Origin of the sequence: Aestuariivivens sp. NBU2969 (assembly GCF_019931125.1) — a bacterium.
Lineage (GTDB): Bacteria > Bacteroidota > Bacteroidia > Flavobacteriales > Flavobacteriaceae > Aestuariivivens > Aestuariivivens marinum.
This window is the reverse complement of record NZ_JAIOUU010000001.1, coordinates 114,380-138,478: the sequence shown is the minus strand read 5'-3', so window position 1 is coordinate 138,478 and position 24,099 is coordinate 114,380. Positions and strand designations below refer to the sequence as shown.

Below are 24,099 nucleotides of genomic sequence, written 5' to 3'. Positions count from 1 at the left end.
TCTAATTATCTAAAATTTAAAATTATGAAACAAGCATATATAGTAAAAGCATATAGAACCGCTGTAGGTAAAGCCCCTAAAGGAGTGTTTCGTTTCAAACGTGCAGACGAATTAGGCGCTGAGACCATACAGTACATGATGAAGGAACTTCCAAACTTGGATGTTTCAAGAATAGATGATGTTATTGTTGGTAATGCCATGCCCGAAGGCTCACAAGGGCTGAATATGGCAAGGTTCATTTCATTAATTGGTTTAAATACTATTGATGTACCGGGCGTAACAATAAACAGATTTTGTTCATCGGGTATAGAAACCATTGGGATTGCCACAGCAAAAATTAAGGCTGGTATGGCCGATTGTATAATTGCAGGAGGTTCAGAAAGTATGAGTTCAGTACCTATGACCGGCTTTAAACCAGAACTGAACTATAACACAATAAAAGCGGGGCATGAAGATTATTATTGGGGCATGGGAAATACCGCTGAAGCGGTTGCCAAACAGTTCAATATATCTCGAGAAGACCAAGATATGTTTGCTTACCATTCACATCAAAAAGCACTAAAAGCCCAAGCTGAAAATCGTTTTCAAAATCAAATTGTTCCTATTGAAGTTGAGCAAACCTACATTGATGATAAAGGTAAAAAGGCTACAAAAACATATACAGTTACCAAAGATGAAGGTCCTCGCACAGACACAAGTCTGGAGGCTTTAGCAAAATTACGTCCTGTTTTTGCACAAGGAGGAAGCGTGACTGCCGGAAACTCATCCCAAATGAGTGATGGTGCTGCTTTTGTTATGGTGATGAGCGAAAATTTAGTTAAAGAATTGAACCTAGAACCTATAGCACGCTTAGTGAGTTATGCCGCAGTTGGTGTTGAACCACGAATTATGGGTATTGGCCCTGTGAAAGCCATTCCTAAAGCTTTAAAAATGGCTGGATTAAAACAGAAAAATTTAGACTTAATTGAGTTGAATGAGGCCTTTGCATCTCAGTCGCTTGCCGTTATAAGGGAATTAAATTTAAATCCTGACTTGGTAAATGTTAATGGAGGAGCTATAGCTTTAGGACATCCTCTTGGTTGCACAGGAGCTAAATTATCAGTACAACTATTTGATGAAATGCGAAAACGTAATATGAAAGGAAACTACGGTGCTGTAACCATGTGTGTAGGTACTGGACAAGGAGCTTGTGGAATTTTTGAATTTATAAATTAAGAAAAAGAAAAGATAAATATGGAAAAAGAAATATTAAGAGGTGGTCAATTTCTCGTAAAGGAAACAAACTGTGAAGATATTTTCATTCCAGAAGATTTCAACGAAGATCAAATGATGATGAAAGAGGCGGTTACCGAATTTGTTGATCGTGAAATATGGGCAAAAAAAGCTCAGTTTGAACAAAAGGACTATGCTTTAACAGAGTCCTGCATGCGAAAAGCAGGTGAACTTGGTTTTCTTAGTGTTTCTGTCCCTGAAGCTTATGGTGGCATGGGTATGGGTTTTGTTGACACCATGTTGGTTTGTGACTATATTTCAGGAGCCACAGGATCTTTTAGTACAGCTTTTGGTGCCCATACTGGTATAGGGACCATGCCTATTACACTTTACGGTACAGAAGAACAAAAGCAAAATTATGTTCCAAAATTAGCTTCTGGTGAATGGTTTGGTTCATATTGCCTTACAGAACCTAGTGCAGGTAGTGATGCCAATTCGGGAAAAACCAAAGCTGTATTATCTGAAGATGGTAAATACTATAAAATCACTGGCCAAAAAATGTGGATTTCCAATGCAGGGTTTTGTAGTCTTATGATTGTTTTTGCACGTATAGAAGATGATAAAAATATTACTGGGTTTATTATAGAATACGACCCAGAAAACCCTAACGGCATTACGTTGGGTGAAGAAGAACACAAATTAGGGATACGTGCGTCATCCACACGTCAGGTGTTTTTTAATGAAACCAAAGTCCCTATTGAAAACATGCTTTCTTCTAGAGGCAATGGCTTTAAAATAGCCATGAATGCCCTTAATGTAGGTAGAATAAAGTTGGCTGTAGCATGTTTGGATGCTCAACGCCGGGTAATATCCGAATCTGTTAAATATGCCAACGAACGCATTCAATTTAAAAGACCTATTTCAAGTTTTGGAGCCATACAACAAAAAATAGCTGAAATGGCTACCAATTGCTGGGTTGGTGAAGCGGGTTGTTATAGAGCAGCAAAGAATATTGAAGACCGTATAGAACTTAGAAGGCATAACGGGAAGGACACACATCAAGAAGCAGAACTTAAAGGTGTTGAAGAATATGCCATAGAATGCTCCATGCTTAAGGTTGCTGTTTCAGAATTTGTTCAAAAGTGTACAGATGAAGGTATCCAGATATTAGGAGGCATGGGGTTTTCGGAAGATACACCAATGGAGTCTGCATGGCGAGATGCTCGCATATCGAGAATCTACGAAGGCACTAACGAAATAAACCGGATGTTGTGCATTGGCATGCTTATTAAAAAAGCCATGAAAGGACATGTAGATGTTATAACTCCAGCGATGGCTGTTAAAGAAGAATTAACAGGTATCCCTTCTTTTGAAACTCCAGATTATTCTGAGTTGTTTTCAGAAGAAAAAAATATCATCAAAAACCTTAAAAAGTTATTTTTAATGGTTTCTGGAGCTGCTTTACAAAAATACGGCGAGCAAATTGAAGAGCAGCAACAATTAATGCTAGCAGCCTCAGATATTTTAATACAAATTTATTTAGCTGAATCTGCGATACTACGAGCTGAAAAAATGGCTAAGGCTAATGGAGAGGACCAAGTAAAAGAACAAATAGCTATGGCAAAACTAAACCTGTTCCATGCCATAGACGTTATTGAAACTGCGGGTAAACATTCTATTATTTCATTCTCTTCTGGAGATGAACAACGCATGATGCTTATGGGTTTAAAACGTTATATCAAATACGTTAACATGCCCAATATTATAGAACTAAGGCGTATTATTGCCGAAAAAGTAATTCAAGAAAATAAGTATTGTTTTTAATTTTAAGTGACTAACTCAATTTTAAAGGCGTCCCAAAAATTATTTTGGGGCGCTTTTTATTAACAGGTCTTTAAGAACTTTTTATTTAACTTTATGTCAAAATCAAAACAAATGATCATTCGTTTTCGTTTATTATTTATTTACAGTATTTTATTCTCATTTGTAGCACATTCTCAAGGCTTACTTCAAGAGAAAAACCATTTTACTAGACAAGATACATTGAGAGGCAGTATCACACCTGAACGCGCTTGGTGGGATTTAACCTATTACCATTTAGATATAACAGTAAATCCTGATAAAAAATATATTTTTGGTAAAAATACCCTTCAATATAAAGTTTTAGAGCCCTATTCAATAATGCAAATAGATTTACAGCCACCTCTAACGTTAACTAGGGCTTTACAGAATGGGAAGGAACTCCAAATTAAACACGATGGTAATGCTCATTTTATTACTTTGGAAACACCACAAGAACCAAATACCGTAAATAGCCTTGAAGTGTATTATGGTGGTCATCCTAGAGAAGCGGTTAGAGCGCCATGGGATGGTGGTATATCTTGGGATAAAGATATAAACGGTAACCACTTTGTTGCTTCCTCTTGCCAAGGTCTGGGTGCTAGTGTTTGGTGGCCTTGCAAAGACCACATGTACGACGAAGTGGACAGCATGCTTATAAGTGTTAATGTACCTTCAAAATTAATGAATGTTTCTAATGGTAGACTCCGTAAAGTTGAACAAATTGGAGATACTAAAACCTACCATTGGTTTGTAAAAAGCCCCATCAATAATTATGGTGTTAATATAAATATTGGAGATTACGTAAATTTTTCTGAGGTCTATGATGGCCAAGGTGGAAATTTATTAATGGACTATTATGTTTTAAAAGATAATCTTGAAAAAGCCAAAGTACATTTTAAGGAGGTTCCTAAAATGATGGAAGCATTCGAGCATTGGTTTGGTCAATACCCTTTTTATGCGGATAGCTTTAAATTAGTAGAAGTCCCCTATCTAGGTATGGAACACCAAAGTTCGGTGACCTATGGCAATGGTTACCAAAAAGGGTATCGTGGCAACGACCTATCAGGAACGGGTTGGGGCTTAAAATTCGATTTTATAATCATCCACGAAGCTGGACATGAATGGTTTGCTAATAATATCACCAATAAGGATATTGCCGATATGTGGATACACGAGAGCTTCACTTCTTATTCTGAAAATTTGTTTTTGGATTATTACTATGGAAAACAAGCCTCGGCAGATTATGTTATAGGTACTCGAAAAAAAATTTTAAACGACAGACCCTTAATTGGGTTTTATAATGTAAACCATGAAGGCTCTGGAGACATGTATTATAAAGGCGCCAATATGCTTCACACCCTTAGACAATTAATAGAGAATGACCAAAAATGGCGTAAAATCCTCATTGGTTTAAATACAACATTTTACCACCAAACCGTAACCACAAAGCAAATTGAAGATTACATAAGCAAACAATCAGGATATGATTTAACCGAATTTTTCAATCAGTATTTAAGAACTACTATGATTCCTACCTTGGAATATAAAATTGATGGCAAAAACTTAAAATACAGATGGACAAATATTGTAGATAAGTTTGATATGCCTATCGAGGTTAGCATTAACAAAAATAAACAATGGCTATACCCAAAAGGGGAATGGGAAACATTAACGTTCGACGAGAATATTGGTTTATTTGAAATCGATAGGGATTTTTATGTTTCATCAAAAAAAATATAACCTTTGGAAGAATTTCCCGAACTTTATTTTGAATGTGGTGTCGATTGGTACAGTTGGTTAAAGGAAAACCATAATTTACATAAAGGGGTTTATTTAATATTTTATAAACTAGAATTAAATATTCCCACCATGCGTTGGGAAGAAGCCGTGAAAGTGGCTTTATGCTTTGGTTGGATAGATTCTACTGTAAAAAGTTTAGGTAATGGTAAACGCAGACAATATTTTACTCCCAGAAATCCCAAAAGTGTATGGAGTGCCTTAAACAAAAGCTATATACAAGAATTAACTGCGAATAACTTAATACATGAAAGTGGTTTTGAGGCCATTAAAATTGCAAAACAAAATGGTAGCTGGACTGCATTGGATGATGTAGAGAATGAAGTTATACCAAAAGATTTGCAGACTGCTTTCAGAGAAAACCCAATAGCTTTAAAAAATTACAAAAACTTAGCCCCTTCCTACCGGAAAGGATACTTGTACTGGTTAAACCAAGCAAAAAGAAAGATAACTAGACAAAAACGTATTTTAGAGATTATTAAGTATTGTACAAATAATATTAAAAGCCGTGAAGATTGGTGATTTCTGTTATTGTTCAACTAACCTCATGGATTATAAATTCATAGTTTTATTTAAAGAATGGTTTTTCTCACTTTGTTCTTCTTAAGAAATCCGTGAAGTACGAAATAACAAAAACTATCTTAAGACATATAGAAACTAAAAAACCAACAATATTATTAATAGAGCTTTTTAACTTTAACGAAACAGTAAAAGTTTTAAAAACTGAAGTCTATTCTATGCGTTTTAAACCACTTAAATCTTCAATCCTAATATGTTTGCCAACTGTTGAAATTAATCCCTCTTTTTTAAATTGTGATAATACCCTGATAGCAGATTCGGTTGCCGTACCAACAATATTGGCAAAATCTTCACGAGACAATAACACACTTAAAGTTCCATCTGGATTTACCCCAAAACTATCATAGATATAAACCAAGGTTTCTGCCAATCTTTGGCGAACTGATTTTTGTGCCATGTTAACAATTACATCGTCTGCTTCTTTTAAATCGTTGGCCATTTCTTTTAAGACATCGAAAGAAAAAGCTGCATTTTTTTGAAGATCAGCTATTATTTCACTTTTAGGTATAAAACAAACTTCCATATCATTTAAAGCAGTAGCCTGCAAATTGGCACTTTCATCAGTTACTAAAGAGCGTTGCCCTATTAATTGCCCTTTAACTACCATTTTAACAATTTGGTCTTTACCGTTTTCACTTAATTTTGACAACTTACAAATACCATCTTTCACACAATAGATACCATTGATGTTTTCACCTTCTTCAAAAAGAATTTCACCTTTTTTTATGATTTTTGAAGTCTTACAACTTGAAATTCGAATTAACTCATCTTTTGTTAACGCTTTAAGTGAATTGAACTGTTTTATTATACATTGCTCACATTTACCCATACCTTATTCTTAATTATTTTTCAAAAGTAAGCAAAACATGACATATATCATATTAAAATATTTTCTATATCTTAACATTTGCAACGGGTATAATTTGAGCAAATATTATGGAGCATAAAACATGTTTCCACTGCGGTTTGGATGCTGCATCTTCTGGTATATATTATGATGACAAAACGTTTTGTTGCAGTGGCTGCAAGACCGTTTATGAGATTTTCAGCATCAACGATTTAACATGTTACTATGACTTACAACAGGCTCCAGGTGCCACACCTAAAGATATTGAAGGAAAATACAACTTTTTAGATAACGCTAAAATTGTGGATCAGTTACTGGAGTTTAAAGACAATGATGTACAAATCATTACACTTTACATTCCTCATATACATTGTAGCTCCTGTATTTGGATTTTGGAAAACTTAAACAAGTTAAATCCCGCCGTAAGTTCCTCTATGGTTGTCTTTGGAAAAAAAACAGTAAGGGTCACTTATACTCCTCAGCAATTATCATTAAAAAATTTGGTAACCCTTTTGAGCAGTATTGGCTACGAACCCTATATTAGCTTAGAAGATTATAGTGTGGGCAAAAAGCATGTGGACCGCTCATTGATATACAAATTAGGAGTTGCTGGTTTTGCATTCGGTAACGTCATGTTTTTATCTTTTCCAGAATATTTTCAAGTAGGGGAATTTTGGTTAGAACAATACAAACACCTCTTTAGGTGGCTTATGTTTGCTTATTCAGTACCTGTTGTGGTATACGCAGCCCAAGGTTATTTTGTATCTGCCTTTAAAGGTTTACGTTCCAAAATTCTTAATATCGATGTCCCCATTGCTTTGGGTGTTTTCGTGCTTTTTGTACGTAGTTCCTTTGATATTATTTTTGATATGGGCTCTGGTTTTTTTGACAGTTTAACGGGACTTATTTTCTTTTTATTGCTTGGAAAATTTTTTCAACAAAAGACCTATAGTTTTTTATCTTTTGAACGTGACTATAAATCATATTTTCCCATTGGCATTACTAAGATAACTAATGACAATACTGAAGAATCCATTCAGGTTTATGATATACGGAAAGGTGATCGCCTTCTAATTAGAAATGAAGAACTCATACCTGTCGATTGTATTCTTATAAAAGGTAAGGCACGTGTTGATTACAGTTTTGTTACCGGAGAATCAAGAACTGTTTCAAAACAATCTGGAGACAAGCTTTTTGCTGGCGGCAAACAATTGGATGGAAGTATAGAAGTAGATGTTCTAAAATCAGTTGAGCAAAGTTACCTAACACAATTGTGGAGCAACGATGTGTTTAAAAAGGATAAGGCACTTTCTTTTACCGATATTACCAACCGCATAAGTAAAAGCTTCACTATAAGCATTTTATCAATAGCGCTTATAGCAACCAGCTTTTGGTTGTTAACTGATTCCAGTAAAGCATTAAACGTCTTTACATCTGTACTTATTATTGCATGCCCTTGTGCTATAGCATTGGCCGCTCCATTTACCTTTGGGAATGTGTTACGGATTTTTGGAAAGAAAAAGTTTTACCTAAAAAATGCATCAGTAATAGAACAATTGGCTAAAATAAATACCATTATTTTTGACAAGACTGGCACCATAACCACCAATAAAGAAACCATCATACACTATGAAGGAAAGCAACTTAATGATAAGGAAGAAACTTTATTGAAAAGCACCTTACGTGGCTCCAACCATCCACTCAGTAGATCACTTTATGGCATTTTAAAAGCGAACGATATCGTTTCATTGGATTATTTTGAAGAACATGTGGGTAAGGGTATTGAAGCTAAACATAAAAACCACAACATAAAGATAGGTTCAGCGCCTTTTGTTGGTCTTAATCTAGATGTTACTACATTAAATACATCAGTACATATTACCACAAACAACAATTACAAAGGAAAGTTTACCTTTTATAACAAATATAGAACAGGACTTTCCAAATTGTTCAACAAACTTAAAAAGGACTACGATTTAGTCATTCTTTCAGGAGATAATGCAGGAGAAAAAGATAATTTAACTAAATTGTTACCTACAAAAACCAAATTGTTGTTTAAACAGAAACCAGAGGATAAATTAGAATACATTAAATACCATCAAAGCGAAGGTGCTAAGGTATTAATGGTTGGAGATGGTTTAAATGATGCTGGGGCGTTAGCACAAAGTGATGTAGGCATTGCCATTTCAGAAAATGTTAATGTATTTTCTCCAGCTTGTGATGCAATTTTGGATGCTTCAAAATTTAAGCATTTGCATGAGTACATAAGTATTTCAAAATCGGCTATAAAAATAATCAAATGGAGTTTTGTTCTATCTTTTATCTATAATGTTATTGGTTTGTCATTTGCGGTTACAGGACAATTATCACCTATCATAGCTGCTATTTTGATGCCTTTAAGCTCCATTAGCATTGTAGTCTTTACTACGGTGGCGACAAACTTTGTTAATAGAAGGTTGAGATGAAGACAGTATATATAAAATGGTGACTGAGGATTTCAAAGTCAATAAAGAATTTTAAGACTTTATTAAAAACATGATAAAAGTCATATTTTGAAAATAGGTATACAATTATTTTTGAACCATCACTTCAAATAGGTATGAGTGTTATATATATTTTGTTAGCTATAAGCATTGCTGTAGCTGTTGTTTTTTTTATTGCCTTTATTTTGGCGGTAAGGAGTGGACAGTATGACGATAGCTACACCCCTTCTGTAAGAATGCTCTTTGAAGATGAACTCGTTAAAGAAAAAAACAAGAAATCAATACTAACCAAAAAAGAATAACAAATTATTTACTTATGGAAATGCAACAGTTTCATTACGATAACAAAATCGTTACCAAGTTCATTTATGCCACAATAGTTTTTGGAGTAGTAGGCATGTTAGTAGGGCTTTTACTGGCCTTTATGTTCCTATTTCCAAATCTTACTGATGGTATTTCGTGGTTAAGCTTTGGCCGTCTAAGACCATTACACACCAATGCTGTTATTTTTGCCTTTGTTGGAAATGCAATGTTTGCGGGGATTTATTATTCACTACAACGTTTATTAAAAGCGCGTATGGCAAGTGACCTACTAAGTAATATTAACTTTTGGGGCTGGCAGCTCATTATTGTAGCTGCTGCGATAACATTACCTTTAGGTATTACGACCTCTAAAGAATATGCCGAATTGGAATGGCCTATAGACATTGCCATTGCACTAATATGGGTTGTATTTGGCGTAAACATGATCTGGACCATTTTAAAACGTCGCCAACGTCATTTATATGTTGCTATTTGGTTCTACATAGCCACTTTTGTAACTGTTGCTGTATTACACATCTTTAATAGTTTGGAGCTTCCTGTTAGCGCCCTAAAAAGTTACTCGGTTTATGCCGGTGTACAGGATGCCTTAGTACAGTGGTGGTATGGACATAATGCAGTGGCATTCTTCTTAACAACCCCTTTTTTAGGTATTATGTATTACTTTGTGCCTAAAGCAGCCAATAGACCTGTATACTCATATAGGCTTTCCATTGTACACTTTTGGTCACTTATCTTTATATATATATGGGCAGGCCCACACCATTTATTATACACTGCCTTACCGGAATGGGCACAAAATTTAGGAGTGGTATTCTCTGTAATGCTATTGATGCCTTCTTGGGGTGGTATGATCAATGGATTGTTAACATTGAGAGGTGCTTGGGATAAGGTACGTACCGATCCCGTTTTAAAATTTATGGTAGTGGCGATTACTGGATACGGTATGGCTACGTTTGAGGGACCAACACTATCATTAAAAAACGTAAACGCCATTGCCCACTTTACTGACTGGATTATTGCTCATGTGCACGTAGGAGCATTGGCTTGGAATGGTTTTATGGCCTTTGGCATTATCTATTACCTAATTCCACGACTATTTAAAACCAAACTGTTTTCTCTGGGCTTAGCCAATTTACATTTCTGGCTAGGCACATTGGGAATTATCATCTATGCACTACCCATGTATGTGGCAGGGTTTACCCAAGCCAGTATGTGGAAACAGTTTAACCCAGATGGCACATTGGTTTATGGGAATTTCTTAGAGACCGTTACCGAAATAATCCCTATGTACTGGATGCGTGCCATTGGTGGTACCTTATATATTATTGGATTGTTAATTTTGGTTTATAACATTATTGCTACTATTAAAAGTGGAAGTAAAGTAGAAGATGAATTAGCAGAGGCTCCTGCTCTGGAACGTGTTACTAAAAGACGTACAGCTAATGAAGGTTGGCATACTTGGTTAGAAAGAAGACCTGTACAATTAACCTTATTAGCGACCATAGCCATATTAATAGGTGGCATCATACAAATTGTGCCAACTATTATGGTAAAATCTAATATACCTACAATTGCTAGTGTAAAACCATACACACCACTTGAACTAGAAGGTCGGGATATATATATACGTGAAGGCTGTGTGGGCTGTCACTCACAAATGATTCGTCCGTTTAGAAGCGAAGTAGAACGTTATGATTGGAGAGCTAACAACAAACAATATTCAAAGGCTGGTGAATATGTTTACGACCATCCATTCCTTTGGGGCAGTAAGCGTACAGGTCCAGATTTGCATAGGCTTGGTGGTAAGTATTCCGATAACTGGCACTTTAACCATATGTACGACCCACAAAGTACCTCATCAGGCTCCATTATGCCTCGTTACCCATGGTTAATTACAGGTCCATCGAGCAAGCTTGACAAGTCACAAACCGAAGCCAAAATGAGAACCATGGTATCTTTAGGTGTCCCTTACAGTGATGAAGACATCACTAATGCACAACAAAGCATGCTGGAACAAGGAACTAAAATAGAAGAGAACCTTTATAACGATCCGGATTTTGCCAAAAACTATGAAGCCAATAAGCAATATGCTGTAGAAAACGGCCAAGAGTTTGTCGAGATGAAAAACAGGGAAATCGTTGCACTTATAGCCTATTTGCAACGCCTAGGAACCGATATTCATGAAGGTACGGAATAACCTTTGAAATTTAAAACTATGTTGAAATTTGTAAAAAACCATATGGAAAGCATTTCAGGTATAGAAATCTATCCTATTATTTCCCTACTCATCTTTTTTATCTTTTTTGTAGTACTGGCTTGGTGGGTAGTAACTGCCAAAAAAGACTATATAAATAAAGTAAGTAATATGCCATTAGACAACCAAAACGATAATATATTATGAGAAACTTAATTCCATCCTGGGTAAGGGTACCCATTGTATTCTTCATCATTTTTGGTGCTGTAGAGTACTTTATAGACTCCGGAGAAAAACCTGCATTTGTAGAATTTCCTAGCGTATTGCTGTTTCTTTTTTTAGTATTGCTCATCTTAATTGCCATTGAAGCCATAATAAGTGCTCTGGAAAATGTCATGTTGCATAAACTGGATGAAGCAGGTAAGGCGCGTTTTCTGGCTAATAAGGAAAAACCATATCAATTTACTTGGTTGAAAAATGCTTACAAGAAGCTTTTAAAACAAAAACCTCTTGAAGAAGAACATGAAATTGTTTTAGACCATAATTACGATGGTATTAAGGAGTTGGATAATAGCTTACCGCCTTGGTGGTTATATGGATTCTATGTGACAATAATCTTTGCAGCTGTTTACCTATTACGATACCATGTATTTGATGGAGCGGGTCAATTTGATGAATTGGAAACCGAACTTGCCGATGCTAGAGTCGCTCTTGAAGAATACAAAAAAACGGCCAAGAACCTCGTTGATGTGAACACAGTTGAACAACTTACTGATGCTTCCGATTTAAGTGCAGGTAAAACCATTTTTGAAACCAACTGTGTGGCTTGTCATATGTCCGATGGCGGAGGTGGTATTGGACCAAATCTTACAGACAAACATTGGATTATGGGTGGCGATATTAAAAGCATTTTTGAAACCGTTTCAGAAGGTGGGCGTTCGGGCAAAGGTATGATTGCTTGGAAACAACAATTAAAACCTATAGAAATAGCACAGGTTGCAAGTTACGTGCTAACTTTCCAAGGTACCACACCAGCTAACCCAAAAGACCCCGAAGGTGATTTGTGGGAAGCTGAAAATAAAGAAACCCAAGTAAACCCAGTTCAATAAGAACAGATTAATAGCCAACTCAACTAGATTCCCTTTGTTTTAAAAATAAAGGGAATCTTTTAACCCAAACCCTTTGGAAACTCCAGATAACGAAAAATTCAGAGACTCTATTGGTACGATTACAGAAGAAGGTAAACGCGCTTGGGTATTTCCAAAAAAGCCTAATGGCAGATACTATGATAAAAGAAAATTTATAAGCTATATTTTATTAGCTTTCTTGCTTTTATCTCCATTCATTAAAATAAATGGGAACCAATTCTTAATGTTCAATGTTTTAGAACGACGTTTTAACATTTTTGGTTTTCCTTTTTGGCCACAAGACTTTCATTTATTTGTGGTAACAATGATTATAGGTGTGGTTTTCATAACACTTTTTACAGTGGCATTCGGACGTATTTTTTGTGGTTGGATCTGTCCGCAAACCATTTTTATGGAAATGGTATTTCGACGCATTGAATACTGGATTGAGGGTGACCGAAATAAACAACGTAAGCTAGACAGGCAAGCTTGGAATATTGAAAAAATTAGAAAACGTATCTTGAAATGGGTTATTTTCTTAATCATTTCATTTTTGATTGCTAATGTATTTCTAGCTTATCTCGTGGGAAGCGATAAACTATTAAAGTATATCAGTGATGGTCCATTAGAACATTTAAGCACCTTATTTCCATTAATTATTTTTACTGTAGTTTTCTATTTTGTTTTTGCATGGTTTAGGGAACAAGTTTGTATAATAGCTTGTCCATATGGTAGACTACAAGGCGTATTGTTGGACACAAAATCTATAGTTGTGGCTTATGACCACAAACGTGGTGAGGGAGAAAACGGGCGAAAAAAATTTAGAAAAAATGAAGATCGGCAAGCCTTAGGTCATGGAGATTGTATAGATTGCTTACAATGTGTGCATGTATGTCCTACAGGAATTGATATTAGAAATGGAACTCAACTAGAGTGTGTAAACTGTACTGCTTGTATAGATGAATGTGATCATATCATGGAAAGCATCAATCTGCCTAAAGGCCTTATTCGATATGCAAGTGAAGAGAATATAGAAAAAAAAGTGCCTTTTAGGCTAACGGCTCGAATGAAAGGTTACATTGCCGTATTATCTATATTGATTGGGTTACTAACTGGTATGCTTTTCATAAGAAATGATGTTGAAGCTACAATCTTAAGATTACCAGGCCAGCTCTATGAACATAAGGACAATAATATTATAAGCAATGTTTTTACTTATAAACTGGTAAATAAAACAACACATGATATTGAACATATAAGCCTAAAATTAATGACCCATAAAGGCGAATTGAAATTGGTTGGTACTAATGATCGTTTTACAGTACCAAAACAAGATATTGCTGAAGGGACACTGTTTGTTGAAATAAACAATTCAGATTTATCGGGCGATAGAAATACAATTAAAATTGGTGTTTATCAAAACGATCAGCTCATTGAAACTACAACGGCCAACTTTTTGGGGCCAAGGAGTTATAAATAAGTTATTGGTTAATTATTAATAGAATTTAGATAATGAAATTAAATTGGGGAACAGGTATTGTATTAGCTTTTATAGGGTTTATAAGCTTTATCATGTATTTCATTATCACAATGAACGTAAATGATAAATACGACCACGATTTGGTAACTGAAGATTATTATGGTGAAGAGCTGGTTTACCAAAACGATATTGAAAAATTAAAGAATTCCAAAAAATTAACTGAAAATATAGGTTATGAAAAAACGGCTGAAGGCTTAAAAATAGTATTTCCTAAAAATTTAGAATACAAAAAAATCACAGGAAAAGTGTTCCTATACAGACCATCTAACAAACAACTAGACTTTGAATCTATTATTTCATTGTCTAATCCATATTTGCTCATACCTAACAATCGTTTGGTAGATGGTCGTTGGAACATTAAAATAGATTGGCAATATAACGGAATTTCTTATTTATATAAAAAATCCATTAATTATTAACATGCTTTTATCTGCATTTATACTAGGTTTATTGGGAAGTTTTCACTGTGTAGGTATGTGTGGTCCCATTGCCTTTATGTTGCCTGTAAATCGCACAAACAACTATACAAAATTATCACAAATATTTGTCTATCATATTGGTAGGTTATTAGCCTACAGTATTATTGGTCTTGCTTTTGGACTTGTTGGAAAAAGCCTATACCTCTTTGGGTTCCAACAACAACTATCAATAATTATTGGTGTTTTAATGATTGGGTTGGCTTTAATTCCTCAGAAACTTCTCAATAGCTTTACCATATCAAAACCCATTTATAAAGTTATAGCAAAGGTTAAATTTGCCCTTGGGCAAGCCCTTAAAAGAAAAACAGCTGATACCTTTTTAACTATAGGCTTTTTAAATGGGTTTTTACCTTGCGGATTGGTCTATATGGCAGTTTTTGCTGCTATTGCAAGTGGGAACGCCCTAACCGGTAGTCTATATATGACTGTTTTTGGTTTAGGGACCCTTCCCTTAATGACCACAGCTATTTATTTCAGCCAGTTTTTAAAAAATTCTATAAGACAAAAAATACAAAAAGTCATACCTATATTTATTATTGTCTTTGGGCTTTTATTTATTCTACGTGGTTTAGGATTGGGAATTCCGTACCTCTCCCCTACTACAGTTCATGGTTCTGTCCAAACACAAATTAACTGTCACTAACCTTTTTAGCTTAGAATAATTAAATTCTATAATGCATTGATAAAATCAATATGTTTAATTTCATAATTAATAGTATTACTATTATATTTGAATATAAATACATTGATAATGGATAAATTACTATCAAATATTAAAATAGCTGTACCAGAAAAGATTTATATCAAGGATCCTGAGTCTTCTTCCTTAGGTAAACGAATAATACAACATAGTATTAAATTAATAGATGAAATAGGTTTTGAAAGCTTTACATTCAAAAAATTAGGACAGAAAATTAACTCCAATGAAAGCTCTATATATAGGTATTTTGAAAGTAAACATAAACTATTATTGTATTTGTCGTCTTGGTATTGGGCTTGGATCGAATATCAACTGGTCATTGAAACTTATAGCCTTACTCCTGTTAATAAATTAACTAAAGCAATTGAAATTGTAACTAGAAGTATCAAAGAAGATTCTAAATACATACATATCAACGAATTAGCTTTAAATAGGATCATTATCAATGAAAACTCTAAATCCTTTCTCACGAAAGAGGTTGACAATGAAAATAAAGAAGGGTATTTTGAAATATATAAACGTATCGTTCACCGTCTTAGAGATATGATATCTACAATAAATCCAGCTTACAAGTTTCCTTCAAGCTTGTCAAGTACTATTATGGAAGCCAGTATGCATCAGCATTTTTTAAAAGACCACTTTGTGTCTATGACTGATTGTAATGCAACTATTACTCCAACTGAATTTTTAACCGATCTTGTTTTCAAAACCATTAATGCATAACTATGGAAAAAATGACACTTTCACCTTGGAAACGATTTCTAGGTTTACTTCAATTAGAAAAAAAGGATATACAGCAAATATTTTATTATGCTATTTTTTCTGGTGTTGTAGCCCTTTCACTCCCTTTAGGAATTCAAACAATTATCAACCTTATTCAAGGAGCTGAAATATCAACATCCTGGCTCATTTTGGTAATATTGGTCACACTAGGTGTTGCATTTTCCGGTGCACTACAAATTATGCAACTACGCATTATTGAAACTATTCAACAGCGTATATTTTTGCGTTCATCTTTTGAGTTGAGCTATCGCTTTCCAAAAATAAAAATGAATGCCCTAAGGAACTACTATCCTCCCGAATTGGCCAATCGTTTTTTTGATACCCTAACGATTCAAAAAGGACTCTCAAAAATACTTATTGACGTACCCACAGCTATTTTACAAATTTTATTTGCTTTAATTCTGTTGTCCTTCTACCATCCTTTTTTTATCATTTTTGGTTTGTTGTTATTAATCCTTATTCTTATTGTTTTTAAATACACCGCAGAAAAAGGATTACGTACAAGTTTACAGGAATCTAAACACAAATACCGTGTGGCCCATTGGATTCAGGAAGTTGCACGTACAGTAGTTAGTTTTAAACTATCTGGAAATACAACTTTAGCCATAAATAAAAATGATATTTTGGTTAACGATTATTTAAATGCCCGAGAAAAGCATTTTAAGGTATTAATAAGTCAGTTTACTCAAATGATCGGTTTTAAAGTTATAGTAACTGCCAGCTTGTTATTAATAGGTGGTGCTTTGGTACTTAACCAAGAAATGAATATAGGGCAGTTTGTTGCTGCAGAAATTATAATAATACTTGTCATTGCTTCAGTAGAAAAATTAATCTTAGGTCTGGAATCATTTTATGATGTCCTAACATCTATAGAAAAGTTGGGGCAAATTGTTGACAAAGACTTAGAAAATTTAAACGGTGATACACCTGATTATAAAAATGGAATTAGTATTGAATTTGACAATGTATCTTACAAAGTTTCCAATAAGGATAACCCTATTATAAATAACATATCCCTTAAAATAGACACAAAAAGTAGAATCATTATTAGGGGAGAAAGTGGCTCAGGAAAATCTACTTTATTACAATTAATATCAGGAATCATTCAACCTACATCTGGCAATATACACATAAACAATTTGTCAATAAATAGCTTAAACCTTAATCATTATAGATCTCAATTAGGATTATCACTAACCGAAGAAACCCCGTTTGAAGGTACTATTAGGGAAAATCTAACTTTTGGAGACCCAAAAATTACAGATAAAGCCATTTTTCAAACCTTAACAGATGTTGGGCTTTTAGATTTTTTAAAAGAACAACCCAATGGCCTGCAAACTGTTTTATATCCAGACGGGAAACATATGTCCCATACAGTGTCTAAAAAAATTGTTTTGGCTAGGGCCATTTTAAAGCAACCACAAGTATTGATTTTGGAAGATGCATTAGATAGATTCAATAGTAAAGAAACCAATGCCATTATTGATTATCTTTCAAATAAAGATAGACCTTGGGGGCTAATTGTAGTTAGTAGCAATACTCTTTGGAACGGCAAATGTAAAGAAGTAATAACCTTAGAAAAAGGAGAAATTAAAACTGTTTAATCTATGTTGAATATTTCACACAATCAGTTAAATAAAAGGGTAGATTTAAGCATCTTTAAATCTGGAAAAAATATATTAGACAAATCTTATTACAAATACTTTAATAGGTTTTTAATTGTTGCTGCATGTATTGTACTCATTGTTTTGTTTTTACCATGGACACAAAACATAACAGGAAGAGGGCAAGTAACCACATTAAAACCCAATCAGCGACCACAAACCATCCAATCACAAATACCAGGCCGTATTGAAGAATGGTTTGTACAAGAAGGTGATTTTGTAAAGCAAGGCGATACCATATTAAGGATTTCTGAAGTAAAAAGCGATTATTTTGATACCCAATTGGTTGAACGAACCAATAAACAAATTGAAGCAAAGACCTTATCATTAAATGCCTATCATAATAAAGTTGAAGCTTTAAATACGCAGATTTCAGCATTAAAAACTGAACAAAAGTTAAAATTTCAACAAACTAAAAATAAATTGTTACAAGCCAATCTCAAGGTTAAAAGTGACAGTATAGACTTAGAGGCTTCAAAAACAAATATGGCAATAGCCGAAAGACAATATAACAGGGTTTTAACCCTTCAGGAAGAAGGATTAAAAGCTGTAAAGGATGTTGAAGAAAAACGAATGAAACTTCAGGAAACTCAAGCAAAACTAATAGCCCAAGAAAATAAGCTTTTAACTAGTAAAAATAATGTTATAAATGCACAGTTAGAGCTTACTAGGGTTAACCAAGAATATGTAGACAAAATATCTAAAGCACAAAGCGATATGTTCACAGCTCAATCTAATAGCTTTGATACCGAAGCCCAAGTCACAAAGTTAGAAAATAACTATACTAACTATAAGGTTAGAAATAGTTTACTATATGTTACAGCGCCCATTAACGGATTTATCAACAAAGCACTAAAAGGTGGTGTTGGAGTTACTTTTAAGGAAGGTGAAGAGTTGGTTGGTATCATGCCAAAACAATTTGATTTTGCCGTAGAAACTTATGTAGAACCCATAGACCTTCCCCTTCTACATATTGGTGAAAAAGTACGAGTTCAATTTGACGGATGGCCTGCTATTGTGTTTAGTGGTTGGCCAAATGTAAGCTATGGTACCTATGGGGCTACAATAGTGGCTATAGAAAACTTTATTAGTGACAATGGCAAATATCGAATTCTATTAGCCCCGGATAAAGATGACAAAGAATGGCCCCAAGCTATTAGAGTGGGTTCTGGTACCAGAACCATTGCCTTATTGGAAGATGTTCCTATATGGTTCGAACTATGGAGACAGATAAACAGTTTTCCTAAAAATTATTACCAACCAGTTGACAAATCAGAGTTTAGTACTAAAGACTTCAAGTAATAGCAAATGAAATCATTAATTTTCTATATTTTAGTTTTTATTAGTGGAAGTTTGGTTGCTCAAGAAAGTTCATCTGAAATAACACTTTCAGAGTATTTGAGCTATGTTAAAAAATACCACCCTATTGTAAAACAGGCCAATTTAGTATTAAACGAAAGTGAGGCGAAACTATTAAAATCTCGTGGTGCCTTCGATCCCAAATTAGAAGTTGACTACAATAGAAAGACTTTTAAAAGTAAGGAATACTTTGATAAGTTAAATGCTACGTTTAAAATTCCAACCTGGTATGGCATTGAATTTAAAGCCAGTTTTGAGGAAAACGAAGGGCTGTTCTTAAACCCTGAAGCAAATGTCCCAAACGAAGGGTTGTACAGCGCTGGAGTATCAATACCTGTTGCTCGTGGGCTCTTAATAAATAGCCGAATGGCTGTACTTAAGCAGTCTAAATTATTTTTGAAACAGGCAAAAGCAGACAGGCAACTTTTGATAAACAACATTTTATATGAAGCTACATTAACTTATTTTAAATGGCTTCAATCCTATAATGAAAAGCAAGCATATAAAGAATTTTTAACAAATGCAGACATACGTTTTAATGGCATAAAAAAAAGTTTTGAAGCTGGTGAGGTTCCTGCTATTGATACTCTAGAGGCCAAAATAGCATTGAACAACAGAAAATTAAATTTAGAAAAAGCAAGAATTAAGCTTATTAAATCGGCTCTGGAGCTTTCAAATTATTTATGGCTTAATGAAGATACCCCTATAGAAATTAAAGACAACATCATACCGGACACTAATACATTGGAAACAATTGGCAATACTCTAAATGTTTCTGATGTTATCATTGATTATGGTGATTTAAATAATCATCCAAAACTAAAATCCCTTAACTATAAGCTAAAAGGCTTAAATATTGAGAAACGATTAAAGTATAATAACCTATTGCCAAAAATAGATTTGCAATACAATTTTTTATCACAAACACCTGAGCTTTTAAGATCATTTAGTACTTCAGCATACAAAAGTGGTGTAAATATTAGTTTTCCATTGTTTTTAAGAAAGGAACGCGGTGATTTAAAATTAACCAAACTTAAAGTGCAAGATGTTCAATTCGAACTAAAAACCACTGAAATAGCTTTAAAAAATAAAATTGAAGCTATAAAACAAGAGATATTATCCCTCCAGCAACAAAACAAACTTACGAGTGAAATAGTTGAAGATTATAAAACCATGTTACGTGCAGAGGAACGCAAATTGTTTTTAGGAGAAAGCTCCTTGTTTTTGATAAATTCAAGGGAATCAAAACTTATTGATTCTAAATTAAAGGCAATTACACTTGAAAATAACCTGTTAAACATAACAGCAAGCTTTTTCAATATTTTAGCACTTTCAGATGATCCAATTGTTAATGAAAAAAGGACTAATTAAGTTCTTTTAAATTTTAAAGGTCATAACTGGTAAAGTAGCATGGTTAGCCACATCTTCACTTATACTGCCCTCAAAAAAGTGAGCGATACCTTTTTTTCCATGGGTAGACATGGCTATTAAATCTGCCCCAACTTTATTGGCAAATGTTAAAATACCTTCTTCTACAGTGTAATCACTAACATAACTTACATTGTCTAATCTTTCCAAGTTACCATCAGCTTTTGTTAAAAAGTTAGTCACATTACGTTCTATTTCAACAGAACTTCTAAATCGGTCATTTGGTAAGTTTACATGTACCAGGTACAATTTTGTTTTCATTTTGTCAAATAACTTTGTGGCTTTAATAAAGGACTCTATGCTTTCATTCGAAAAATCACAAGCATAGACCACTACCTCAAAGTTAACTTCTGGTAATTCCTTTTTTACCACTAAAACCGGAATTTCAGAATGACGAACTACCCGTTCGGTATTAGAACCTACAAAAAATTCTTTAACTCCACTAGCACCATGTGATCCCATCACAATAATATCGGCATTATGCTTCTTAGCCACTTCATTTACTTCACTAAATACTTTAAAGTGCTTTACTATAGGCTTGATTTTAACATCCTTTAAATAGTCCTTTTTAAGAAAATCATCAAAGCGTTGCTCTGCCAATTTTAAAAAATAAATCACTTTTTGAGGGTTTTCACCACTAGCAGTCAACAATACTTCTGACATTTCTAACATGTGTAAGACCAACAATTCTGCATTATTTTTTTGTGCTAATTTAGCTGCTGCTTTCAAAGCGTATTCCGAGTGTTCTGAAAAGTCTATAGGTACAATAATTTTTTTCATAATTTCTTTGTTTTAGATTCCCAATTACATGGGAATCTTAATTTTAAAGGTTTGCTAGGAGTTAACTTTGATAATTTCTTTGTCTAATCAAACAGTCATTGAAAACAGTTTGGTTTCTGGTTGCTTCCTCTTTAACAAAACGTCGAAAGCCATACAAATATTACGAACAAACGGTCTCCCCTTTTCAGTTACTTCAACATAGTTTTCACCAATAATGATGAGCTTATCTTTTTCCATTTCCTTGAGCTCAATAATAACATCGGGAAGTTCATTAAAATACAATTCATCGATAGTCCATGAGGTTTTAAATTGGCACATCAAGTTAAGAATATGTTTACGAATAATCAAATCTTCCTTATTTAAAATATGTCCTCGATATACAGGAATTTTATTTTCGCTCAACAAATCATAATAGCTTTCAATGTCTTTAACGTTTTGTGCAAAACCGTACCAACTATCGCTAATGGAAGACACGCCCAACCCAATCATAGCCTGTGTTTTAGAAGCAGTATACCCCATAAAGTTTCTATGTAGCTTTTCCAAAGCCATTGATTGGTATAAGGTATCTGTTTTAAGTGCAAAATGATCCATACCAATTTCTTCATATCCAACCTCGGCCAATAACTGTTTGCCAATTTCGTATTGTTGCCGTTTTAATTCTGGTGATGGTAAATCAGAATCTTTAAACCCACGTTGTCCATTACCTTTAATCCAAGGGACATGTGCATAACTATAAAACGCCAAACGATCTGGAAGCAAGGCCTTTGTTTTTAAAATGGTTTCCTTGACATGCTCCAAAGTTTGAAAAGGCAAACCAAAAATAATATCGTGCCCAACCGATGTATAACCTATCTCTCTAGCTAATTCCGTAACCCTTTTCACATGTTCAAAAGGCTGAATCCTATGGATAGCTTTTTGTACTTTTGGATTATAATCTTGCACCCCATAACTTACTCTTCTGAAACCCACATTATATAACGCCTGTAAATGTTCTTTTGTTGTGCTGTTGGGGTGGCCTTCAAAACTAAACTCATATTCCGTCTTAAGTTCAGAATCTTCTAAAATACCATATATTAAGCGCTTTAAGTTCTCTGGGCTAAAAAAAGTGGGGGTACCACCGCCCAGGTGAAGTTCCTTTATTAGGGGCTTTTCATTAAAAAAGCTCCTGTATAACTTCCATTCTTTTAAAACGGCATCAATATAAGGAAATTCAACATTATGCTGTTTTGTAATACGCTTGTTGCAGCCACAAAAAGTACATAAGCTTTCACAAAATGGCAAATGAATATAAAGGCTTATCCCTTCTTTTAAATTACTTTCTTGAAACGATTTCACTAGGGATTCCTGCCATTTCCTTACCGAAAATGTATTATCATTCCAGTACGGCACCGTTGGATAACTGGTATAGCGAGGTCCCGCTACATTGTATTTATTTACTAATGAACTTAACATACCTAACAATTATAAAACAAAATTAAGCCTTACCAAATTTTAAAAACATGATTTATGTCATATCTAAATTTGCAATTGGGATATTATTGCCTTAACTTTCATCAAAATTTTAATAAAAAACTACGCTAATAAATTTTTAGTTTAAACACAAAAAATTACAAATTATTATTAACAATCGATTAAAAAAAAGTGATTAATATGAAAAAATCAATAATTTTAGTTGCTACTTTATCTCTAATTTTTGTTTTTAGTTGTAAAAAAGAAAAAAAAGAAGATAAAAAAACTGTAGAAAGTGAGACAATTGTTGAAAAAGAAATAACTAGTGATAAAAAAGAAAAAAAGCTAATAATAGAGCTTGAAGCCAAAAGTGAGAGTAATGTTAGTGGACAAGTTACTTTTAAGGAGGAAAACGGTACTGTAACCATGACTGCCATAATGAGTGGTTTAGAACCCGGCAAACATGCTATTCACTTACACGAAACAGCTGATTGCTCCTCAACTGACGGAAAATCATCTGGTGGACATTGGAACCCAACTTCACAACCTCATGGTAAATGGGGGGATAGAGCTGGTTATCACAAAGGTGATATTGGAAATTTTACAGCAGACGACAAAGGAAACGGACTTATCCAATTTTCAACCGATGAATGGTGTATTGGATGTGATGACGATACCAAAAATATTTTAGGTAAAGCAGTAATTGTTCATGCAGGTGAGGACGATTTAATCTCACAACCATCTGGTGCAGCAGGTGCCCGCATTAGTTGTGCTGGCATTATAGAATAGTTATACTTTAAATAAATAGCAGCCTAATTAATCATAAATATTAGGCTGTTTTTTTATGAATCCGTATTTCCTTTCTATTAAATTCAATAATATTTTCTTCTTTGAGTTCATTAAGTAAAACATTAAGTGTAGGTCTGGACGTACCAATTAAGCAAGCAATATCTTTTTGGGTATAGGGATGATGTATAACCTTATCCCCTGTTTTTTCGCAATCATATCCATAATCTGCGCAAAGTTCATCTAAAAACTCCAATAGTCTGGTCTTGGCATCTTTAAACAACAATAACTGTAAACGCCTTTCTAATCTCTTTAGTTTAAAACCGATAATTTTATATATTTTAAAACTAAAGCTTTGATTACTGCGCATTAGGTCTAGTATTGTATCAACTCCTACAGGACAAATACTGGTTAAATTGTCTATCGATTGAGCAAATTCTTCTCGTTTGGACTCACCCAAAATAGCTGTTTCTCCAAACAAATCTCCTCGTGTTAGTATAGCTTTTACTACCTCTGTTCCATCTTCATTATAATAACCAATCTTAACTTTGCCTTTTTCGATAAGATAAACTTTATTGGCAGAATCTGCTTCAAAATAAATATAATCCTTCTTTTTATAAGAATCGAAATCGTGAGATGCTTTATAAGCTTTAAACTTATGAGGGCATAAGATTTTAAAAAGATTAACATCATCAAAAAACCAAAGTGATTTCATTGAATTTAACT

Annotated in this window: 21 protein-coding genes; 17 read left to right on the top strand and 4 right to left on the bottom strand. The window is 34.0% G+C overall.

Translation table 11 applies throughout. The annotated features are described in order from the left end of the window. The first annotated feature begins 24 nt into the window (after positions 1–24). The 4 genes from K7G79_RS00630 to K7G79_RS00615 all read left to right on the top strand — a co-directional run bounded on the left by K7G79_RS00630 (position 25) and on the right by K7G79_RS00615 (position 5,373). Positions 25–1,215, top strand: a complete 1,191-nt coding sequence (locus K7G79_RS00630) for an acetyl-CoA C-acyltransferase (RefSeq protein WP_223548168.1) — start codon at positions 25–27, stop codon at positions 1,213–1,215. An 18-nt stretch (positions 1,216–1,233) separates the two neighbouring features. Further along, entirely contained in the window at positions 1,234–3,036 is a 1,803-nt protein-coding gene (locus K7G79_RS00625) for an acyl-CoA dehydrogenase family protein (protein ID WP_223548166.1), read from the top strand. Between the two features lie 93 nt (positions 3,037–3,129). Further along, positions 3,130–4,794: a M1 family metallopeptidase gene (locus K7G79_RS00620; RefSeq protein WP_370634173.1), complete on the top strand. Its 1,665-nt coding sequence runs from the start codon at positions 3,130–3,132 to the stop codon at positions 4,792–4,794. A gap of 3 nt (positions 4,795–4,797) precedes the next feature. Beyond that, the gene (locus K7G79_RS00615) at positions 4,798–5,373 is read left to right on the top strand and encodes a YdeI family protein (protein ID WP_223548164.1); all 576 of its coding nucleotides are present in this window, start codon (positions 4,798–4,800) and stop codon (positions 5,371–5,373) included. A 208-nt stretch (positions 5,374–5,581) separates the two neighbouring features. On the opposite strand, the gene K7G79_RS00610 is transcribed toward K7G79_RS00615, so the two are convergent. Continuing rightward, entirely contained in the window at positions 5,582–6,259 is a 678-nt protein-coding gene (locus K7G79_RS00610; RefSeq protein ID WP_223548162.1) for a Crp/Fnr family transcriptional regulator, read from the bottom strand. 107 nt (positions 6,260–6,366) lie between these two features. Between K7G79_RS00610 and K7G79_RS00605 the strand changes: the two genes are divergently transcribed. The 12 genes from K7G79_RS00605 (at position 6,367) to K7G79_RS00550 (ending at position 20,301) form a co-directional block, all read left to right on the top strand. Continuing rightward, the gene (locus K7G79_RS00605; protein ID WP_223548160.1) at positions 6,367–8,742 is read left to right on the top strand and encodes a heavy metal translocating P-type ATPase metal-binding domain-containing protein; all 2,376 of its coding nucleotides are present in this window, start codon (positions 6,367–6,369) and stop codon (positions 8,740–8,742) included. Between the two features lie 134 nt (positions 8,743–8,876). After that, on the top strand, positions 8,877–9,062 hold the full coding sequence (gene ccoS / locus K7G79_RS00600; protein WP_223548158.1) for a cbb3-type cytochrome oxidase assembly protein CcoS: 186 nt from the start codon (positions 8,877–8,879) through the stop codon (positions 9,060–9,062). Between the two features lie 14 nt (positions 9,063–9,076). Continuing rightward, a complete protein-coding gene (ccoN, locus tag K7G79_RS00595; RefSeq protein WP_223548156.1) occupies positions 9,077–11,281 on the top strand; it encodes a cytochrome-c oxidase, cbb3-type subunit I in 2,205 nt (734 codons plus the stop codon). 18 nt (positions 11,282–11,299) lie between these two features. Continuing rightward, positions 11,300–11,485: a CcoQ/FixQ family Cbb3-type cytochrome c oxidase assembly chaperone gene (locus K7G79_RS00590; RefSeq protein WP_223548154.1), complete on the top strand. Its 186-nt coding sequence runs from the start codon at positions 11,300–11,302 to the stop codon at positions 11,483–11,485. Further along, positions 11,482–12,387 carry a cbb3-type cytochrome c oxidase N-terminal domain-containing protein gene (locus tag K7G79_RS00585; protein ID WP_223548152.1) on the top strand — a complete coding sequence of 302 codons (906 nt, stop codon included), beginning with the start codon at positions 11,482–11,484 and terminating at the stop codon, positions 12,385–12,387. Before K7G79_RS00590 ends, K7G79_RS00585 begins: the two co-directional genes overlap by 4 nt. A gap of 73 nt (positions 12,388–12,460) precedes the next feature. Further along, a complete protein-coding gene (gene ccoG / locus K7G79_RS00580) occupies positions 12,461–13,885 on the top strand; it encodes a cytochrome c oxidase accessory protein CcoG (RefSeq protein WP_223548150.1) in 1,425 nt (474 codons plus the stop codon). A 32-nt stretch (positions 13,886–13,917) separates the two neighbouring features. Continuing rightward, positions 13,918–14,364 (top strand): FixH family protein, encoded by a 447-nt coding sequence (locus tag K7G79_RS00575; RefSeq protein WP_223548148.1) that lies wholly within the window; start codon positions 13,918–13,920, stop codon positions 14,362–14,364. A 1-nt stretch (position 14,365) separates the two neighbouring features. Then, positions 14,366–15,067 (top strand): sulfite exporter TauE/SafE family protein, encoded by a 702-nt coding sequence (locus K7G79_RS00570; RefSeq protein WP_223548147.1) that lies wholly within the window; start codon positions 14,366–14,368, stop codon positions 15,065–15,067. Positions 15,068–15,175: 108 nt separating this feature from the next. Next, the gene (locus K7G79_RS00565) at positions 15,176–15,847 is read left to right on the top strand and encodes a TetR/AcrR family transcriptional regulator (RefSeq protein WP_223548146.1); all 672 of its coding nucleotides are present in this window, start codon (positions 15,176–15,178) and stop codon (positions 15,845–15,847) included. 2 nt (positions 15,848–15,849) lie between these two features. Further along, positions 15,850–17,511: a peptidase domain-containing ABC transporter gene (locus tag K7G79_RS00560; RefSeq protein WP_223548145.1), complete on the top strand. Its 1,662-nt coding sequence runs from the start codon at positions 15,850–15,852 to the stop codon at positions 17,509–17,511. A gap of 3 nt (positions 17,512–17,514) precedes the next feature. After that, complete coding sequence (locus K7G79_RS00555; protein ID WP_223548144.1) at positions 17,515–18,873, top strand: HlyD family secretion protein; 1,359 nt, start codon at positions 17,515–17,517, stop codon at positions 18,871–18,873. Positions 18,874–18,879: 6 nt separating this feature from the next. Next, positions 18,880–20,301: a TolC family protein gene (locus tag K7G79_RS00550; protein ID WP_223548143.1), complete on the top strand. Its 1,422-nt coding sequence runs from the start codon at positions 18,880–18,882 to the stop codon at positions 20,299–20,301. A 6-nt stretch (positions 20,302–20,307) separates the two neighbouring features. Here K7G79_RS00550 and K7G79_RS00545 read toward each other — a convergent pair whose 3' ends face one another. Both K7G79_RS00545 and hemN read right to left on the bottom strand, forming a co-directional pair. After that, positions 20,308–21,138 (bottom strand): universal stress protein, encoded by an 831-nt coding sequence (locus K7G79_RS00545; RefSeq protein ID WP_223548142.1) that lies wholly within the window; start codon positions 21,136–21,138, stop codon positions 20,308–20,310. A gap of 87 nt (positions 21,139–21,225) precedes the next feature. Beyond that, positions 21,226–22,590 (bottom strand): oxygen-independent coproporphyrinogen III oxidase, encoded by a 1,365-nt coding sequence (gene hemN, locus K7G79_RS00540; protein ID WP_223548141.1) that lies wholly within the window; start codon positions 22,588–22,590, stop codon positions 21,226–21,228. Positions 22,591–22,788: 198 nt separating this feature from the next. On the opposite strand from hemN, the gene K7G79_RS00535 reads away from it, so the two are divergent. Beyond that, complete coding sequence (locus tag K7G79_RS00535) at positions 22,789–23,376, top strand: superoxide dismutase family protein (RefSeq protein ID WP_223548140.1); 588 nt, start codon at positions 22,789–22,791, stop codon at positions 23,374–23,376. A gap of 40 nt (positions 23,377–23,416) precedes the next feature. Here the strand turns inward: K7G79_RS00535 and K7G79_RS00530 are convergent, their stop codons facing one another. Continuing rightward, complete coding sequence (locus K7G79_RS00530; RefSeq protein WP_223548139.1) at positions 23,417–24,088, bottom strand: Crp/Fnr family transcriptional regulator; 672 nt, start codon at positions 24,086–24,088, stop codon at positions 23,417–23,419. Positions 24,089–24,099 lie beyond the last annotated feature (11 nt).

Coding starts and splice junctions, on each gene's coding strand:
- K7G79_RS00630 (WP_223548168.1), top strand. CDS start 25: ATGAAACAAGCATATATAGTAAAAGCATATAGAACCGCTGTAGGTAAA.
- K7G79_RS00625 (WP_223548166.1), top strand. CDS start 1,234: ATGGAAAAAGAAATATTAAGAGGTGGTCAATTTCTCGTAAAGGAAACA.
- K7G79_RS00620 (WP_370634173.1), top strand. CDS start 3,130: ATGTCAAAATCAAAACAAATGATCATTCGTTTTCGTTTATTATTTATT.
- K7G79_RS00610 (WP_223548162.1), bottom strand. CDS start 6,259: ATGGGTAAATGTGAGCAATGTATAATAAAACAGTTCAATTCACTTAAA.
- K7G79_RS00605 (WP_223548160.1), top strand. CDS start 6,367: ATGGAGCATAAAACATGTTTCCACTGCGGTTTGGATGCTGCATCTTCT.
- ccoS (WP_223548158.1), top strand. CDS start 8,877: ATGAGTGTTATATATATTTTGTTAGCTATAAGCATTGCTGTAGCTGTT.
- ccoN (WP_223548156.1), top strand. CDS start 9,077: ATGGAAATGCAACAGTTTCATTACGATAACAAAATCGTTACCAAGTTC.
- K7G79_RS00590 (WP_223548154.1), top strand. CDS start 11,300: ATGTTGAAATTTGTAAAAAACCATATGGAAAGCATTTCAGGTATAGAA.
- K7G79_RS00585 (WP_223548152.1), top strand. CDS start 11,482: ATGAGAAACTTAATTCCATCCTGGGTAAGGGTACCCATTGTATTCTTC.
- K7G79_RS00575 (WP_223548148.1), top strand. CDS start 13,918: ATGAAATTAAATTGGGGAACAGGTATTGTATTAGCTTTTATAGGGTTT.
- K7G79_RS00570 (WP_223548147.1), top strand. CDS start 14,366: ATGCTTTTATCTGCATTTATACTAGGTTTATTGGGAAGTTTTCACTGT.
- K7G79_RS00565 (WP_223548146.1), top strand. CDS start 15,176: ATGGATAAATTACTATCAAATATTAAAATAGCTGTACCAGAAAAGATT.
- K7G79_RS00560 (WP_223548145.1), top strand. CDS start 15,850: ATGGAAAAAATGACACTTTCACCTTGGAAACGATTTCTAGGTTTACTT.
- K7G79_RS00555 (WP_223548144.1), top strand. CDS start 17,515: ATGTTGAATATTTCACACAATCAGTTAAATAAAAGGGTAGATTTAAGC.
- K7G79_RS00550 (WP_223548143.1), top strand. CDS start 18,880: ATGAAATCATTAATTTTCTATATTTTAGTTTTTATTAGTGGAAGTTTG.
- K7G79_RS00545 (WP_223548142.1), bottom strand. CDS start 21,138: ATGAAAAAAATTATTGTACCTATAGACTTTTCAGAACACTCGGAATAC.
- hemN (WP_223548141.1), bottom strand. CDS start 22,590: ATGTTAAGTTCATTAGTAAATAAATACAATGTAGCGGGACCTCGCTAT.
- K7G79_RS00535 (WP_223548140.1), top strand. CDS start 22,789: ATGAAAAAATCAATAATTTTAGTTGCTACTTTATCTCTAATTTTTGTT.
- K7G79_RS00530 (WP_223548139.1), bottom strand. CDS start 24,088: ATGAAATCACTTTGGTTTTTTGATGATGTTAATCTTTTTAAAATCTTA.